The organism is Vibrio sp. 10N.247.310.17, assembly GCF_041466605.1.
In the GTDB taxonomy this organism is placed as follows: Bacteria; Pseudomonadota; Gammaproteobacteria; order Enterobacterales; family Vibrionaceae; genus Vibrio; species Vibrio tasmaniensis_A.
In genome coordinates this window covers 1-15885 of the sequence record NZ_JBFSTC010000057.1, presented here as the reverse complement: position 1 = coordinate 15885, position 15885 = coordinate 1, and the positions used below count along the sequence as shown (strand labels likewise).

The 15885-nt window shown below is 43.2% G+C and carries 14 protein-coding genes; 9 read left to right on the top strand and 5 right to left on the bottom strand.

Features of this window, described 5'->3' with window-relative positions; all coding sequences use genetic code 11:
* Positions 1-48 precede the first annotated feature (48 nt).
* Entirely contained in the window at positions 49-765 is a 717-nt protein-coding gene (locus tag AB6D80_RS15530; protein ID WP_372188991.1) for a DUF1826 domain-containing protein, read from the top strand.
* Positions 766-852: 87 nt separating this feature from the next.
* Here AB6D80_RS15530 and AB6D80_RS15525 read toward each other — a convergent pair whose 3' ends face one another.
* Complete coding sequence (locus AB6D80_RS15525; RefSeq protein WP_009846963.1) at positions 853-1476, bottom strand: cytochrome b/b6 domain-containing protein; 624 nt, start codon at positions 1474-1476, stop codon at positions 853-855.
* Between the two features lie 168 nt (positions 1477-1644).
* Between AB6D80_RS15525 and AB6D80_RS15520 the strand changes: the two genes are divergently transcribed.
* The 3 genes from AB6D80_RS15520 to AB6D80_RS15510 all read left to right on the top strand — a co-directional run bounded on the left by AB6D80_RS15520 (position 1645) and on the right by AB6D80_RS15510 (position 4740).
* Entirely contained in the window at positions 1645-2160 is a 516-nt protein-coding gene (locus AB6D80_RS15520) for a cytochrome c (protein ID WP_372063764.1), read from the top strand.
* 72 nt (positions 2161-2232) lie between these two features.
* Complete coding sequence (locus AB6D80_RS15515) at positions 2233-2376, top strand: hypothetical protein (RefSeq protein WP_017102713.1); 144 nt, start codon at positions 2233-2235, stop codon at positions 2374-2376.
* Positions 2377-2853: 477 nt separating this feature from the next.
* Entirely contained in the window at positions 2854-4740 is a 1887-nt protein-coding gene (locus tag AB6D80_RS15510) for a methyl-accepting chemotaxis protein (RefSeq protein ID WP_029223812.1), read from the top strand.
* Between the two features lie 103 nt (positions 4741-4843).
* On the opposite strand, the gene AB6D80_RS15505 is transcribed toward AB6D80_RS15510, so the two are convergent.
* A complete protein-coding gene (locus AB6D80_RS15505; RefSeq protein ID WP_371702382.1) occupies positions 4844-5248 on the bottom strand; it encodes an ACT domain-containing protein in 405 nt (134 codons plus the stop codon).
* A 514-nt stretch (positions 5249-5762) separates the two neighbouring features.
* Between AB6D80_RS15505 and AB6D80_RS15500 the strand changes: the two genes are divergently transcribed.
* Both AB6D80_RS15500 and AB6D80_RS15495 read left to right on the top strand, forming a co-directional pair.
* Positions 5763-6578, top strand: a complete 816-nt coding sequence (locus AB6D80_RS15500) for a TauD/TfdA dioxygenase family protein (protein ID WP_371702379.1) — start codon at positions 5763-5765, stop codon at positions 6576-6578.
* 271 nt (positions 6579-6849) lie between these two features.
* Positions 6850-8898 (top strand): response regulator, encoded by a 2049-nt coding sequence (locus AB6D80_RS15495; RefSeq protein ID WP_371702377.1) that lies wholly within the window; start codon positions 6850-6852, stop codon positions 8896-8898.
* 176 nt (positions 8899-9074) lie between these two features.
* Here the strand turns inward: AB6D80_RS15495 and cqsA are convergent, their stop codons facing one another.
* Positions 9075-10256: an alpha-hydroxyketone-type quorum-sensing autoinducer synthase gene (cqsA, locus tag AB6D80_RS15490; RefSeq protein ID WP_012604149.1), complete on the bottom strand. Its 1182-nt coding sequence runs from the start codon at positions 10254-10256 to the stop codon at positions 9075-9077.
* A 315-nt stretch (positions 10257-10571) separates the two neighbouring features.
* Positions 10572-11954: a PLP-dependent aminotransferase family protein gene (locus tag AB6D80_RS15485; protein WP_372188983.1), complete on the bottom strand. Its 1383-nt coding sequence runs from the start codon at positions 11952-11954 to the stop codon at positions 10572-10574.
* Positions 11955-12057: 103 nt separating this feature from the next.
* On the opposite strand from AB6D80_RS15485, the gene AB6D80_RS15480 reads away from it, so the two are divergent.
* Both AB6D80_RS15480 and ihfA read left to right on the top strand, forming a co-directional pair.
* Positions 12058-12951 carry an EamA family transporter gene (locus AB6D80_RS15480; protein WP_009846953.1) on the top strand — a complete coding sequence of 298 codons (894 nt, stop codon included), beginning with the start codon at positions 12058-12060 and terminating at the stop codon, positions 12949-12951.
* Positions 12952-13419: 468 nt separating this feature from the next.
* Positions 13420-13716 carry an integration host factor subunit alpha gene (ihfA, locus tag AB6D80_RS15475; RefSeq protein WP_004734853.1) on the top strand — a complete coding sequence of 99 codons (297 nt, stop codon included), beginning with the start codon at positions 13420-13422 and terminating at the stop codon, positions 13714-13716.
* A gap of 285 nt (positions 13717-14001) precedes the next feature.
* Here the strand turns inward: ihfA and AB6D80_RS15470 are convergent, their stop codons facing one another.
* Positions 14002-14778 carry a phosphoribosylglycinamide formyltransferase gene (locus AB6D80_RS15470; RefSeq protein ID WP_372188981.1) on the bottom strand — a complete coding sequence of 259 codons (777 nt, stop codon included), beginning with the start codon at positions 14776-14778 and terminating at the stop codon, positions 14002-14004.
* A 323-nt stretch (positions 14779-15101) separates the two neighbouring features.
* On the opposite strand from AB6D80_RS15470, the gene AB6D80_RS15465 reads away from it, so the two are divergent.
* A complete protein-coding gene (locus tag AB6D80_RS15465) occupies positions 15102-15755 on the top strand; it encodes a thiopurine S-methyltransferase (RefSeq protein ID WP_009846951.1) in 654 nt (217 codons plus the stop codon).
* Positions 15756-15885: the final 130 nt, after the last annotated feature.

The following is a 15885-nucleotide window of genomic DNA, read 5'->3' as shown; positions in this document are numbered from 1 at the left end:
CGTATCGGTAAGAGGAAAACAACAAGCATGTATCAAGGAGATGACGTAATGAATGCCGTGTTAACGAAACCTGTGACAACCGATAATAATCAGCCACTTAACATTGGTTCTGCTGCAAGTATCAAGGTTCATGCGAATCATGCTCCATGCTATAGCGCTTCTGAGCAGCCAACGGTGCTGGCAGACATCTATCAAAGCAATATCAATATTGCGATTTGGCAGCGTACATTTGATGAAGATTTAACAATGGCAATCAGTGAATTTATCGCCTTGAATCCAAACTTCAGTAAATCTATGAGCCTGTCTCCAGACAACGCCTATGAGAAATTGGAGTTTGCTACCGACGAAACCGCATCTAAAGCACTACTAGAAAACATGGTAGAGCTGGTGGATATGTTCTGTTGTTTGTTTGATCTTGAAGAAGTAGGGCTCCGTTTAGCGGTTCTGAATAAAGCGATGTGCCCACGCTTCCATGTTGACCAAGTCCCTTGCCGTTTAGTGACTACCTATCATGGTGTTGCCACTCAATGGCTGCCAAACGACTTGGTCGACCGTTCGAAGCTAGGAAGAGGAAGTAACGGACAGCCAGATTCAGAGTCGGGCTTGTACAGTCATGACTCGGATATCGAGCAACTTTCGAGTGGTGATGTGGCATTGCTTAAAGGGGAGCGATGGAGTGGCAACGAAAACGCGGGTCTGGTGCATTGCTCACCCGTAACTTCATCTAACGAGACGCGATTGTTGCTGACGTTAGATTTTGGTTAGTCGCGCTCTATTCGCGAGACGATTTTTAGAAGTCGTCGGCTTATCCCTTTTTGTACATCCGGTTTTATACTCATCAAACCAATTAATTTACGCCAACACTGTCAGCATAATGATGAGCAGTGCCGCTAAAGCTAGTACGCCTAACGCACGCCATTGAGAAACAAACGCAACACTGCCATTAAGTTCGATTTTTGTTTGAAAGCCAGTGACCATTGCCCAAGTTAATGGTTTAGAACGTAATTTATAGAACAAAACGGCAAGGACGTGTACCGCGACCAGGGTCGGAAGCACTTTTATCATAGTGAGGTGAATGTTTTCTAATAGTGAAAATACGGAGTCATTCAACCAGATATTTGCATAGGGTAAGTGATCAAGAAGCCCAGCTAAGGCTAAACCAGAAACACACTGAATAGTTAAAGCTGATAACAGTGTAACAACCATCCAACCGCCAGCAGGATTATGGCCTGGCTTTTCTTTTTCTTTTCCTAATAAATAACGAACCACTGATTTAGGTGATCGTAAAAACTGTCTGAACCGGCTCGTTTCGCTACCCACCCAACCCCAGATCAATCGCCAAACGATTAATGTCATAAGTGCTAGCCCAAGTTGAACGTGGGGTCCATTACCTGAAATGCCCGATGCCATTAACCCCATGAAAAGCGCCGCTTGCGTCCAATGGTATAGGCGAGTTGATAGATCCCAAATCTTCATAGTTTCACTCTCTCTTTTGTTTATTTAATCTCTGTTCGCTTTACAGTAATTTACACAGCAATAGTTGCAATTGCAACTATTGCTGTGTAAATTGATTTCATCAAGGAAACGCAGGCATCAAAGAAACACAGACATCAGAGAAAAACGGAACATCGAAACGAATCATCGATGTCTGTATCGAAACCAGACAACAAAAGCTATATGAAGCGAGGAGAGATCAATATGAACAAGAGAATGATTCACAAGAGATTGGTGAGCCTACTGTGCACTACAACCGTTTTACTTAGCACCCACGCTTTGGCATCACAAGATCATTCGAGCCAAATTGAACAGCGCCAATACGCATTTACACAAGTTGAAACCTTGATTGAGCAAGCCAAAGACTTATTAGATGGCAACGATACGAGTTGGCAGGTATTAGAAGAAACGAGTTTAGAGCTAACAGCTCATAGCGAATTGTTATTGACGTCATTTCCGGTAGGCAGTCAAGAAGGAAGTAAAGCTAAAGAGAGTGTGTGGAGTGAACCTGAAAAATTCCAACGACTACTAAGTCAAATGAATCAAGGGTTCCAAGAACTCTATCAAGGTAGCCAACAAGGTGATGTATCACTGGCGGAATCAGGATTAGAAGCAGCGCAGGCGACTTGTAAAAGCTGCCATCGTTCATATCGCTCACGTTGGTAATAACATTCAGTCCGCTCAATTAACTAACCCCATTTAACCAGTTAAAATTATTTAGCCAAAAAGGAACAAAATATGAAAATGAGTATGTTTATAACACTAGCCGTTTCAATCATGTTTTCTGCTTTCACAAACGCAGCAGACTATGCCGTTGCTCTAGGCTACGCTGATGTGAATGTTCAACATTTGGGCTACAAACTTTCTGTGACGAACAACTAGTAGTCGTTGGTTGTTGAGTTAGTATTGGGTAAGTGAAAATACAATAACTGACAAAACTAATAGTTAGTAAAGTAATTAAAGCGATTATTAACTAACCCCAACTTCGGTGAAATCTAAGTAATCGAATATAAATATTGATCTGATGGAAATAAGAATGCCGTTGGGTTTAAATGACGAGAAATAAAGGGCTGAACGTTATGTGTTGGGTCCTTTTCTATTTTTCGTCTAGTTAACAACGCTATGTTGAGCGTATTTAACTTAATTATCCTCCAACAGGCCGTTCGGTATAATTTCTCATGCAATCAATAATTTACTTGGTGAATGTCTCGCTATGCGTGCCCCTACTCACATATATTGCTGATATTAACCTTGGATGGTTTATTAATTTATTTTAAAGCGTAAAATAAATGATGCTTGCAAACTGTGTTGGTGACAAATTTGTCACCGCGGTTTTTACTTCCAAATTATAGGTTTCCTATGTTCAAGAAACTCTCGCTTAAAAATAAGCTGGCGATCTCTGCTAGCATGGCCATTATCCTGGGGGGGATTTTGGTCGAGGTATTGTCTTTTCGTGCTTCATTGCAACGGTTGGATATTGAAGTTGAACAGCGCTTAGAAGGTGCGTCAGCTTCTTACAATCAATATGTATCGGATTGGATCTTATCCAAAGAGCGTGCGCTTACTTCACTTTCGAAGGAGTCACAACAAGAAAGCTTGGTCACTCACCTGAAGCAGGTTCGTGATTCAGGCTCGTTTGATAATGTGTTCTTAGCGTTCCCTGATGGCTCGCAAAAAAATGCGAATGGCGTAGTGTTGCCACCGGGCAATGATGATCCACGCGTATGGGGTTGGTACACCAATGCGGTTGCGAACCCAAGTAAGGTGTTCATGGATAACCCAACGGTTGCCGCGGCAACTGGGGCGAACGTTGTGTCGTTGGGTACTGCAATGCAACTGCATGGCCAGCAGGTCGTTTTAGGTGCTGATGTAGAAATTACCGACATTCTAAACAGCCTTGAAAAAGTGATTCTTCCAGGCGAAGGCTACATGTTTATCGCGACCAACAAAGGCACGGTTTACACGCACGCTGATACAAAGTTGCTGAATGAGAACATTAGCTCGCTAGGGCTAGATTTTTCTGATGTACAGAAGGCACTGACTAGCGGTAAAGACACGGCTATCGAGTTAAATGGCAGCGACTATGTTCTGTACGCACGTGCGATTGATGGTACAAGCCTGATTACTATCAGTGTTGTTAATCATGACTCTTTGGTTGCACCGTTATTTGATGCGGTGATCGGTCAAGTGTTGGTGACACTGTTGGTTGTGATTGTATGTACCATATTGTTTAACCTGCTGTGTACTATTCTGTTCCGTCCGTTGAACCATGTATCTCAAGCACTGGCGCAGATCGCTAATGGTAGTGGTGATTTAACTCAGCGTATTCATGTTGAGAACCAAGATGAAGTAGGAGAACTAGCACAGAACTTCAACACTTTTGTAGGAAGTTTACAGCAGTTGATTGGTCATATTCGTGGGCAATCAGAGCAGCTTAACAGCCAGTCAGAGAAAAGTACTCAGCGAGCGAATCGTTCGGTGGATGAGCTTAATCATCAACAGCAAGAGATCACCATGGTGGCGACGGCTGTAACGGAAATGGCGAGTGCAACGCAAGAGATTGCATCGCATGCTGAGCAAACAGCAAAAGCGGCACAAGACTCTGCGACAAGCACTAATAGCGGTCACGCCCTGGTTGTCGATACCAAAGGTTCTATCAATAACCTTGCCAATGAAGTGAATGAAGCAGGTAATGTGATCAGTGAGCTAAACAAGCATGCTCAAGAGATTTCGACGGTACTTGCTACGATTCAAGGTATTGCAGAGCAAACTAACTTGCTTGCTTTGAATGCTGCGATTGAAGCGGCGCGTGCTGGTGAACAAGGTCGCGGTTTTGCTGTAGTTGCAGATGAAGTACGTGTGCTTTCTCAACGAACTCACTCTTCAACAGAAGAGATAAAGTCAACGATTGATGTTTTACAACGCACAACGGCTCAAGCGGTTGATCTTATGGAGAGCAGCTCGAAACTGGCAATACATTCCGTCGAAGATGCCGACCGAGCTTCACATGCGCTAGAAGAGATCAACACAGCGGTGGCTTTGATTAGTGATATGGCGACTCAAATTGCTACCGCAGCAGAAGAGCAAACGCACGTGACGGGTGAAATTACTCAGAACATTACGACCATTAAAGATGTTACCGACCACTTAGTTGTGGGCGCACAGGACAGCTTAACTGAGTCGAACGAACTTAAGAGCCAAGCCGCTGGTTTAAGTGACAAAGTGGCGACTTTTAAGCTTGCTTAACTGTTTCACTCACTGATGCCTGATCAGTGAGTGATTGTTAAGCAATAAGTCAAAGCGACGTAGATTACGTCGCTTTTTTTGTATTTGTGAACCATACAATTCTCTATGAATCAGTTTCTGAAAACTCTCTAAGCGCGCTCATTGCTTCGTCTGCTTTCTCTTTCTGAACGAAGATATGGTCGTGGTAATAACCAGCAATTACGTTGGCGCTAATGCCGTATGAACCTAGCTTGGTGGCAAAAGCCGCTGTTAATCCAACCGCTTCAAGACTCGAGTGGACCGATAAAGTTATCAGGCTAAATACACCGTCGAAATTTAACTGCGCTTGAGTCGCAGATTCCTCTGTTAGGACCAAGGTTAACCCTTCCTTTTCACGAAAGGTCGCGATTGGTTCGAGTTGAACATAATCTGCTAATCCCCCGTCTACAGTACAAAAAACATAATCACCTTCAATGAGATCTGGTGACATGGACTTTAGCAGAATGTCTAAATCGGTAATGGCGGTCATCGTCTTTTTCCCTGCGTAATCGCGTTTGTTTATGGTGTTGGGTCATGCAGCAAGATAGAATTTAGTTTTGCACAAGTAAAATTAATAATACTTATTCCACATCAGTATCGTTAATGTCGAGATTCCTTCCATCTTGATGACATCGAACAAGTGCTGAGTGGTGAGATGGAGTGGGACTAAACTCATTATCTCTGTTGTGTTTTAGAAAAGCCTGGAGATTGTGTTACATTTAAGTTGATACACAACTGGAGATATCGATGATCTGGCTTTCAGTGAAAGTACTACAGATTGGACTTGTCTATGGATACAGGAAGTATCAAAAAACGAAAAGAGCTCCAGCTTAGGGGCTCTTTTTTTAGATGGCCTTGTTCTTATTAAAGTGAGACTTTCTTTTGGAACGTACAGTGTTGAAAGAAATGTTGTATTTGTCCGGTTTAATAACAGGCTATTCCTCTCAGTCTCAGTCTCAGTCTCAGTCTCCAACTCAACTTAGAGAAAACCAAAAAGAAAAAGTATGGCGAAAATAGAACAAGTTACCCCTCATATCGGTGCGCGAATCCATGGAGTCGATCTCGCCACATGCAGTGTGACTGAGCTCGATGAGGTTTATCAGGCGCTGATTACCCATCAAGTAATCTTCCTAGGTGATCAAGTACTCTCACCAGAACAACACTTGATGATTGCAGAGCGATTTGGAAAACTCGAGCCTGCGCATCCTTTCTTTCCTCGCGTCGAAAGCGCACCTCAGGTGAGTGTCATCGAAACAACCCGTGGTAATGCACCCATGGAAAGCTATTGGCATACGGATCTAACCTGGCGCAAAGTGCCATCGAAAGCTTCTTTGTTGCATGCTCAACATATTCCAAGCACCGGTGGGGATACGATTTGGTGTTCGATGACTGCGGTTTTCGAGTCATTAGATGAAGACATGAAAGCAAAGCTGAGAGGGTTGTCTGCGACTCATTCGCTGGTGGCTTTCGAGGGAGTTGAGTCAGATCAGATAGAGCTTGATTGGCACAAATCACTACTTAAAACCGCGCAGAAAAATCCACCTGTAATCCATCCTGTTGTTAAGAGCCATCCGGAAACCGGTAAAGAAACACTTTATATCAATGAACAGTTTACTCGTTATATCAACGAGCTCGACCGACAAGATAGTGATGCTTTACTTTACCAACTGTTTGAAATTGCACGACGCCCTGAGTTTCAAGTCCGTTTCAAATGGGACAAGGGATCAATGGCTATTTGGGACAATAGGGTAACGCAACATTACGCGGTGATTGATTACGGCGATACTCCAAGAAAGATGCATCGCGTTACAGTGACATAATGCAAACGAAGAGGCGCAGCACTTGCTAAGGCGCGTTATTGGTGTAGGCGTGAGCGTATAAATCTGAATCACTTAGGGATGTTGTCTGAGTTAAAGTATGAAACCGAGACTTTATTCATCTAAGTCATAATAAAATCAAAAGCGTTGATACATATTTGATTGAAAGCTCACTGCTCTGAGGTGATGTGTAATATACTCAGCGGAAAACATAAGAACCAACATCAAATTTTAGACTTTGTAAACGTTAGGGCTTAGTAAATAAAGTATTTGTATGAACGCGATTCGTAAAGTTTATCAGTACGCAGAACCTAACCTAACCCTTGTGGGTTGGATGGGCTTTGTCGGTTTCCCTGCTTACTACATTGTATGGGAATTCTTGTTTCCGCAACCCTATGAAAATTTAGCCGTGCGTCTGTTTTGCTCGGTATTGTTCCTTGGGATTGTTGTTCGTAATCGTATTCCATTTGATTGGCGAAAGTACCTTCCGGCTTATTATCAAGTCGCTATTACCCTCTGCTTACCGTGTTTTTTCTTTTACATGCTGCTGATGAATAACTGGTCCAACGTATGGGTTATGTCTTTCATGTCGGCTATTTTCCTCCATATTCTATTAGTTCACGTCACTCGAGTGATGTTTGCACAAACCTTCGCCGGGATAGGGATTGCTACCTTGTGTGCATGGGTGGCACAAGGCTTCTACTTAGAGCTCACAATGGATTGGACGCATGTGCCAATCTTCTTATTTATCTATTTGTTCGGTAACTTATTTTACTTCCGTAATCAGGTGGAACATGAGAATAAGGTGTCATTGGCGAAATCTTTTGGAGCTGGTATCGCGCATGAGATGCGAAACCCACTAAGTGGTTTACTGACATCTATTGATGTTATGCAGTCCATATTGCCGAATCCGAAAAGTGGTGGCCACCAAGGGCAATACGCTTTGAGTAATGAAGAAGTTATACAGTTACGTGAAGTGGGTGATGAAGCGATGGAGATTATTCACTCAGGTAACGAGACGATTGATCTGCTATTGACTTCAATTGATGAAAACCGAGTATCTCGTTCTACGTTCAAGAAACATTCAGCTCAAGCGGTGGTGGAAGGGGCGATAGATAGCTTTAACTATAAGCGCTCAGCTGATAAATCAGCGATCTCTTTAGATGTACAAAGCAACTTTGACTTCTTGGGTAGTGATACCTTGTTGAAGTACGTGATGTATAACTTGTTCAAGAACGCATTCCATCATCGCAGCCCTGAAGATTTTCATATTCATGTCACCATGTGCAGTGATGACGTGACCAATCAAATTATGGTTACCGATAACGGAGCTGGTATTTCAAACGATGTCATTCGACGTATCTTCCAGGATTTTTACACCACCGGCCAATCAGGTAACTACGGCCTAGGTTTGCCATTTTGTCAGAAGGTAATGCGGTCGTTTGGTGGAGAGATTAAGTGTAAGTCTGAGGTGGAACAGTGGACGCAGTTCACGATGACTTTTCCATCTTTGACTTCTCACTCTGTGAACGAAATTAAGAGTGAGCTCACTAAGCTAAAGACAGTGTTGATGGTGAGTGACCAGAAAGTACTCTCTGATAAAATTACTGAGACATCACGTTTTATGGGGTTTGACCTCACCGTATTAGACGTTGTATCAGCACTTAAAAATAAGGAATATCAATTTGAGTTCGACTTTATTTTCGTTGATATGGAGGGCTTAGATTTAAGAGCCAATTACCTCGATAGAATTGAATCTTTGCTATCGTTCACTGAAGCGAGAATCATCTATTTGTATGAGCATCATCCCATTAAGCGTGTTCGTAACGTTGCTTTTGAACCGATTTGGGTGGAAACACAAGTTTGGCTACTGAATACCAAAGCCACCATCGAGCGCTTACTTTTCGATTCTAATTACGTGTTGCCATCGGTTGCTGTGAAACCACTAGAGGCGACTAATAAACGTACGATAATGGTGGTGGATGACAACGAATCTTTGCGCCGTTTTACCGCAATGTTATTGGAAAAACAGGGCTTTGACGTTGTACAGAAAGAAGATGGCCAACAAGCGTTAGATGCTTTGGATACCGAGGATGTTGATTTGATTCTGATGGATATCGAGATGCCAATTATGGATGGTATTGAAGCTTCTCGTCGAATCCGCAGTGCAGCCAAAGAATACTCTACAGTGCCGATTATTGCTCACACAGGCGACAGTTCCCCAGTGACATTGGAAAAAATGGAATCGTCAGGCATGTCAGATTTTATTGTGAAGCCAGCGGATAAAACCCGACTGTTCGATAAAATTGCACACTGGATTTGATTGGTTGTACTGTCCGGTTATCCAGATGAATAGATGAATAGATGAATAGATGAATAGATGAATAGATGAACACAAGAAAGAGCTCAGCAATTCGCTGGGCTCTTTTTGTATCGTGACATGATAGCGTCTATTCAGTCCTGCCGTTTGTGTTAGTTATAGAATTGGTGTGTACAGAGTTATACGAACTCTAACTCTGGGTGATGGTACGCTTCGTGACAAACGGTGAGCACATGGTCAATGTCTCGTGGTGTCATATCGGCATTCACTGAAAATCGGATGATGTTCTTGTTCTTGCCCGTAGCGGGGCGGCAGAACACCGCACCGAACACATTCCGTTCTTCGAGGAAATCGCGAACACGTTCAGTGTTTCTTTCACTACCACATTCTAATGCCACAATTTGAGACTCGCTGCGGATATTAAAGCCAATTCGTTTTAGACCCGTAGTCAACGATTTAGCACGCTGGAACAGAGCCTGTCGTTTATCATCCGCACTTTTGATTACCTCTAATGTTTTTTCTAAACGGACCACCTCTTGTGGTAACACGGTCGAGCTGAAAATCGCGGGATAAGCAACAAACGGTAAGGTTTCTGAAAGTAGTTTTGGTCCAAGGATCGCGCCTGCACGATAAGCAAAGGTTTTAGCCAAACTTACGGTGATGAAGTCGACTTGCTTTGTAAGGCCCAATGCGTGAACTATGCCGGCACCATTTTCCCCATGCGTGCCCAATGAATGCGATTCATCAACGACGACGGCACAATCAAACTCCTGCGCCATTTCGTAGATGTCGCGTAGTGGGGCGATGGTCCCAATGGTACTGTAAACCGAATCGACCACAATAACGCCTGAGCCGTGGCGCTCTAACTGTTTACGCAGGTGATTCATATTGTTATGCATAAACGGGTGGGCGATGCCGCCAGCGGCACGAATGCCTTCCCATAGCGACATATGGGCAAAAAAGTCGATATACACCGATGTGTCCGGCGGGCAGATGGTTTGTAATAGTCCAATATTGGCCGCCCAACCTGACTGAGAAAGCAAACAGCTCTCCATTCCGACATAGTTCGCGAGCTCGGTTTCAAACGCAGGTTTTGACTCTTCATCTTGTAAAAAAATTGCAGACATCACTACGTTGTCATCGTGTTCGATAATCGCCGCTTGATGGGCGTCTTGAATCGGTTTGTTGTGTGACAGTGCTAAGTAATCATTGCTCTGCATCACGACGGCGTTGCGCTGAGGTCGTTTACCCAATACCAAGTGCTTTTGGCTTTGGTTCTGGGTAATGAGGTCTTGAATATAGAAGTTCAAGCGTTCTTCGATAAAGGAAGGTAGTGGTTTGTTTTTTGTTGTATCACTCATAATTATTCTCTTCAAATACAGGAAAACGCCAGCGCCGGCGGTTGTATATTGAAGTTAAAAAGTGATGTGTCATTAGCCAGTTTGCATAATTTTGTATGTGCTAGCAAACTCAGTATTTAAAGGTATCGAAGCGAGTCATTTTCCTTACGGTGCGGGGCTTTAACCTAGATCAGATTGGAATGATAGCCTTCTTTTTTATGATAAAAGGCTATTAAATTTTCGGTGTTCTAATGACCCTGAAAAAAGTCGATTCTGAAAAGCTTTGATGTCCTAGCTGCGTATTATGAACTGGCACGTATTAAGAACTGGAACGTATTAGCTATGAACGTGAATCAGTTCGATTAAGTCGTTCAATTCCTGCTTGGCTTTTCCCTCTAACGAGTAACCAATATTGATGCGTAAGCAATTGCTGTAAAGGTCATGAGTGCTAAACAGGTGCCCAAGCCTGATATCAATGTTGTGGTCGGCAACTGCCTGAGCAAAGCTTGATTGGTTCAAATTTGGTATTTGTAGCCAAAGTACCATGCCACCTTGTGGGTTACTTATCTTTACTCCTTGAGGAAGGTGCTGAGCCAAATAACTTAGGTATTGCTGGCGCAAAGAGAGAAGCTGAGTACACCTTCTTCTAACGTGTTTTGCGTATTGACCAGATTCGATAAAGTCAGCAACTGCAAGCTGAGTGGGTAGGGCGACGCCATAGCTTGCAGCAGAAAACTGAGCCTTGTATTCGTTAATGAACCTCCCTGGTAAGCACCATCCTAATCGGTAACTCGGTGACAAGCTTTTCGATATTGAACCACACCATAGTACATAGCCGCCTTTGTCGTAGTATTTCGCGGGGAGTGGAGTGTGTGAGGAATAAGAAAGTTCCAGATACACATCATCTTCAATGATCGGTACTTGATAGTGATTCGCTAATTCAGCAAGCTTTTGTTTTTGACTAGCCGACATGTTGATCCCTTGAGGGTTCATATGAGAGGTACAAAAAATCGCGGCATCCACTCGTTTATTCTTCAAATGTGCTTCTAATTGTTGCAAGTCGATGCCGTCATCTAGAGATGGGATCTCGATGATTTGTCGCGACATCTTTCCGAGCAACTCCAGAATGCCGTTGAAACAAGGTGAACTAATCGCGATGGTGTCGCCTTCTTTGGTGCACGATTCAAGTGCAGCCTTAATCGCAGACATACAGCCTGCCGTAATCACCATCTCTTCAGGTGAAAAGTGTACATCGAGCTTGGCAAAGTGAGTGGATAATGCCTGACGTAACATTGGCTCACCTTGTGTATCTGGGTAATGGTTTAGCCTGCAGCTCATACGCCGAACAGCGCGGCGAAAACTGCGTTCCAGTTCAACAATCGACTGTTCATCATTGGCGGTGCTAGACACCCCTAAAGGTCCATTGATTGAGCTGTGAGTCGATGAGGTTAGCTTGACGCTCGACACTTTACTTTCAAACTGTGCCCACTCTGGGGTTGAACGAGCAGGTTTATGAGGAGAAACAAAATACCCTGCTTGCGGTCGAGAGTGTATCCAGCCTTGTGATTCCAGTTCTTGGTAGCAGCTCACCACGGTCGACATGCTGATGGCTTGTTGTTTAGCTAATTGACGCAGCGAAGGCATGCGTCCACCTTCGGGTCTTTTCCCCGTTTCAATCTCATCAATAAACTGATTGGCTAGCTTTCTGTAGATGCTCATGGTCACGACCGTTGTTAACTGTACTGGTTTTTATTGTAAAAATTGTATCTGTACTGGTTTTATTGATCAAGGGATACTCATTCAAAACAAAGGAGGGGTCAGTATGAAAAGAAATGATTTGTTGTTAGCGGTGTTCGTGATGGCAATTTGGGGATTCAATTTCTCGATGATCAAAATGGGTGTAACCAATGTTCATCCGTTGTTGGCAACCGCCGCGCGTTTCTCGCTAGCGGTGATTCCGGTGATATTTTTTGTAGCAAGACCGAATGTCGCGTGGCGTTATTTAGTTAGTTATGGCTTTGTGTTTGGTGTGGGCATCTGGGGCATGGCTTCATGGTCAATCACCGCTGGGCTCTCATCGGGGCTTTCGTCGGTGTTGCTTTCAACCAATGTGCTAATTGGTATGGCGGTTGGCGTGTGGGTTTTCAAAGAAAGTGCGTCGGTTCGCAAGTTAATGGGTGCGATGTTAGCGATGTGCGCGTTGGCGGTGCTGGTTTCCGCAGCAACGGGCAATGTCACTGTTAATGGCGTGATTCTTATTATGATCGCAGCGTGTAGTTGGACGTTAATGGGCGTGATTGTTAAAGCGTCTAAAACCACTCAGGCTTTTGCGTTTAACGTGTGGGGCATGCTATTTGCGCCAGTTCCATTAGTGTTGTTTGCGGTGATGCTGCACGGTGACCAAATTATTTGGCAGGCGATAGAACAATGGGATTGGAACGCAACGATTGCTGTGTTGTTTCAGGCTTACCCAACCACGCTATTCGGTTACTGGGTGTGGAATAAACTGTTAATTCAATATCCGTTAAGCACGACAGCGCCGTTAACCTTGCTAGTACCTATCTTCGCATTGATCAGTGGTTACTTTATGTATGACGAGGTGCTATCAGTCGCTCAAGTTGTGGCATCTGTACTGTTTCTAGTCGGTATAGGTTTGATAGTGAAGCCTGCTAAGACAACCGTAAGACCTCTTAGGGAAATAAAGACGATTGATTGAGCGTTTTCTAAAAACACAGCAGAATAGCATTGTCGAAAGGATTGACTAATTCGAATTAAATTCTGAAATGATACAAATATCATATTTAATAATGGTTACTTAGTAACCTCTGTTGAGTTTGATATCAAATCAAGTGGCTGATTTTATTGGGTGTAGGATAGAGGTCTCAAAAATTATCTTTTAGAACACTAAAGTTTTAAATTCTTATTATGTTGTATTTTGCGGGATATAATATCACATCGTACCTGTTGGCTAGGTGTTTTTTAGCTATATATGTGACTTTGCAAGGGAGTTATCTTCCTGATTTGAAAGAATAATTAAATTGATGAGATAAAAAAGTTGGCGAAAATCAGAAGCTTGGCATACACTTTCCTTGTAAATGACCTTATCTCATTGATTGAATAGGGTAAATGCTTTGGCGCTACTGAAGATGGTAGCAATGTATAACATAGCTTTGAGGAAAGTTTTATGGCACTCACTAAAGCCGATTTGGCTGAGAACCTGTTTGAAACACTCGGATACAGCAAGCGGGATGCCAAGGAAACGGTTGAAGTGTTTTTCGAAGAAGTTCGTAAGGCACTTGAAAATGGCGAACAGGTAAAACTGTCTGGTTTTGGTAACTTTGATCTTCGTGAGAAAAACGAGCGACCTGGTCGTAACCCGAAAACTGGTGAAGACATTCCAATTTCTGCTCGACGTGTTGTTACTTTTAGACCGGGACAAAAACTGAAGGCCCGAGTCGAAAATATTAAAATCGAGAAGTAGCCAAGCAATAGACCACGCCTAGCGTGGTCTTTTTGTATCTACGTCTTATGCATCATTTGCTGACTGTCTTGTCACTAGTTTCTCTTAGTGGTATCACCTGACTCTCTTTTCTTAGCTACCCTTCTCGTTAATCACCCTTCTCGTTAACTACTAATAGTGACATCCCTATATTTTGCTTTCTGACAGTAATGAACTAATGAACTAATGAAAGCAACGCGAGAGCACTAATAAAAAGAAAGGGCTGCGATTATGCAGCCCTTTGTCGTTCTTGTTTATGGTAAGCGTTTATGCCGCTTTAATGTGCGTGGTAATGTACGGTTGCCATGCTTGTTGGTAAAGCTCTAAAGATTGGCGTCTTAGGCTATTGATTTGTGCCGCTTCAATGTCATTGATTGGGCGATGTTCTGCAATTGCGTGACGCTCAATGCCTTGGATGATTTCGTAGAGTTCGTGCTCAGGGCCACTTTTCACATCAGCAATCGCTTTCAAGTGAAGCTGAACCTCTGCAATGATGTTGGTTTTAGGTAAACGAACCAACAAGTTAAGGTCACGGTAGCCAGAATCGGCTGGTGACTTAAACTTGTTTTTCAGCTTAACAACGTCTGCTTCACGGCTTAGCGCTTCGTAAACTTCAACCAAGCTTTCTACATCGTTCGCGATGATAGTTGCACGGGCTAAGTCGGTAATTTTTGTTACATCACCATCAAGCTCAAGGACGATTTTTTCTTCTGCACGAGCTTGAGATTTAACGCCAGCAAATAGCGCTTCAGAATTGGTGAGTAGGGCAGTACTTTTACAGATAGTTTCTAGTTCAGCTTGGCCTTGATGCGCTTTGCTGTACAGAATATCGAAGTCGGTGTAAGGCTGAGTCGGGCGTGAGTCGAAGGCTTTGATGCCGTAAAGGCCGCTCAAACTATGACGGAATACGTTTGATGAAACTTGGTTTTGCGCAGGAGTGCTCGTTTGATCAGTCGAACTTGTTGAAACAGGTGCTGCTGCGAATGCAGGCGCTCGGCTCAATACCAATAGCATTAGGGCCGTCGTACGGAGAAATACACTCATTCAAACTCCAAAATACAAGGTTACAAAAACGGGTAGTTAAAAGGGGTAACCAGTAACGCACAAGAGTAAAAACAGCTTAACTAAACTCACTACATATTAAATGGGGCTAGCTAAGACAGAAACCAACTCTAACGTTTAATATTGCTTTAAAATGTGAAGATATAGACAAATAATCCAACCGTTAGTTCCGCAATTATTAGAACTTTGAACTTAGCCAGTTTCTGATTTCATCGAAACCAATTTGGTACTTTAAACCAAGCTAAGGTTGCTCTTACCTCTCTATACTGTACCCTTGCATTATGACTGTTTAACATGAACGAAAGATGAATAATCCTGAATTTTGGCACAATAAATGGGCAGCCAACCAAATTGGTTTCCACCTCGAAGATGTAAACCCACTTCTGATTAAATTTTGGGAAAAGACTGAGCCTAGCTACGAGAAGAGTGTGTTTGTTCCACTTTGTGGCAAAAGTGAAGATCTGATTTGGCTAGCTTCAAAGCATGAAGATGTTCAAGGTGTCGAGTTAAGTCAGATTGCGGTTCGCGCATTTTTTGCAGAGCACCTTTACACCCCGACTGTGACTCAAATCAGTGGTCAGCACGAGCTGTATCAATTCGATGAACTGAACATCTACACGGGCGATTACTTCTCAGCGCCAATCCAGCCTGTCGATACCATTTACGATCGCGCGTCTTTAGTCGCATTGCCTGAAGAGATGCGCGTGCAATATGTAGAGCGTTTGAAGCAACTGTTAAAGCCAGGCGGCAAAATCTTATTGGTGACATTGGATTACGATCAAAGTGAGATGGCAGGGCCTCCGTTTAGCGTACCTAAGCTAGAGATCGATCAGTTATTTGCAGGTTATAAGATCACTTTGTTGAATCAAGATATCGCAGATGATGAACACCCTAAGATTGCGAAGAAAGGTTTGTCTCGATTCAGTGAAGAAGTGTATTTGATTGAGTCTGACGCTTAAGCGCAGTGAGCTCTCTAGTGAAAAAACCGCTTCAATAAAAAAGATAACACCAACAAAAAGACGGGCTCGATAGCCTAATGCCGTTCGGATAAGCATTATTGCTTGAACCTGAACGGATATTTGGCTGGGA

Coding starts and splice junctions, on each gene's coding strand:
- AB6D80_RS15530 (WP_372188991.1), top strand. CDS start 49: ATGAATGCCGTGTTAACGAAACCTGTGACAACCGATAATAATCAGCCA.
- AB6D80_RS15525 (WP_009846963.1), bottom strand. CDS start 1,476: ATGAAGATTTGGGATCTATCAACTCGCCTATACCATTGGACGCAAGCG.
- AB6D80_RS15520 (WP_372063764.1), top strand. CDS start 1,645: ATGTCTGTATCGAAACCAGACAACAAAAGCTATATGAAGCGAGGAGAG.
- AB6D80_RS15515 (WP_017102713.1), top strand. CDS start 2,233: ATGAAAATGAGTATGTTTATAACACTAGCCGTTTCAATCATGTTTTCT.
- AB6D80_RS15510 (WP_029223812.1), top strand. CDS start 2,854: ATGTTCAAGAAACTCTCGCTTAAAAATAAGCTGGCGATCTCTGCTAGC.
- AB6D80_RS15505 (WP_371702382.1), bottom strand. CDS start 5,248: ATGACCGCCATTACCGATTTAGACATTCTGCTAAAGTCCATGTCACCA.
- AB6D80_RS15500 (WP_371702379.1), top strand. CDS start 5,763: ATGGCGAAAATAGAACAAGTTACCCCTCATATCGGTGCGCGAATCCAT.
- AB6D80_RS15495 (WP_371702377.1), top strand. CDS start 6,850: ATGAACGCGATTCGTAAAGTTTATCAGTACGCAGAACCTAACCTAACC.
- cqsA (WP_012604149.1), bottom strand. CDS start 10,256: ATGAGTGATACAACAAAAAACAAACCACTACCTTCCTTTATCGAAGAA.
- AB6D80_RS15485 (WP_372188983.1), bottom strand. CDS start 11,954: ATGAGCATCTACAGAAAGCTAGCCAATCAGTTTATTGATGAGATTGAA.
- AB6D80_RS15480 (WP_009846953.1), top strand. CDS start 12,058: ATGAAAAGAAATGATTTGTTGTTAGCGGTGTTCGTGATGGCAATTTGG.
- ihfA (WP_004734853.1), top strand. CDS start 13,420: ATGGCACTCACTAAAGCCGATTTGGCTGAGAACCTGTTTGAAACACTC.
- AB6D80_RS15470 (WP_372188981.1), bottom strand. CDS start 14,778: ATGAGTGTATTTCTCCGTACGACGGCCCTAATGCTATTGGTATTGAGC.
- AB6D80_RS15465 (WP_009846951.1), top strand. CDS start 15,102: ATGAATAATCCTGAATTTTGGCACAATAAATGGGCAGCCAACCAAATT.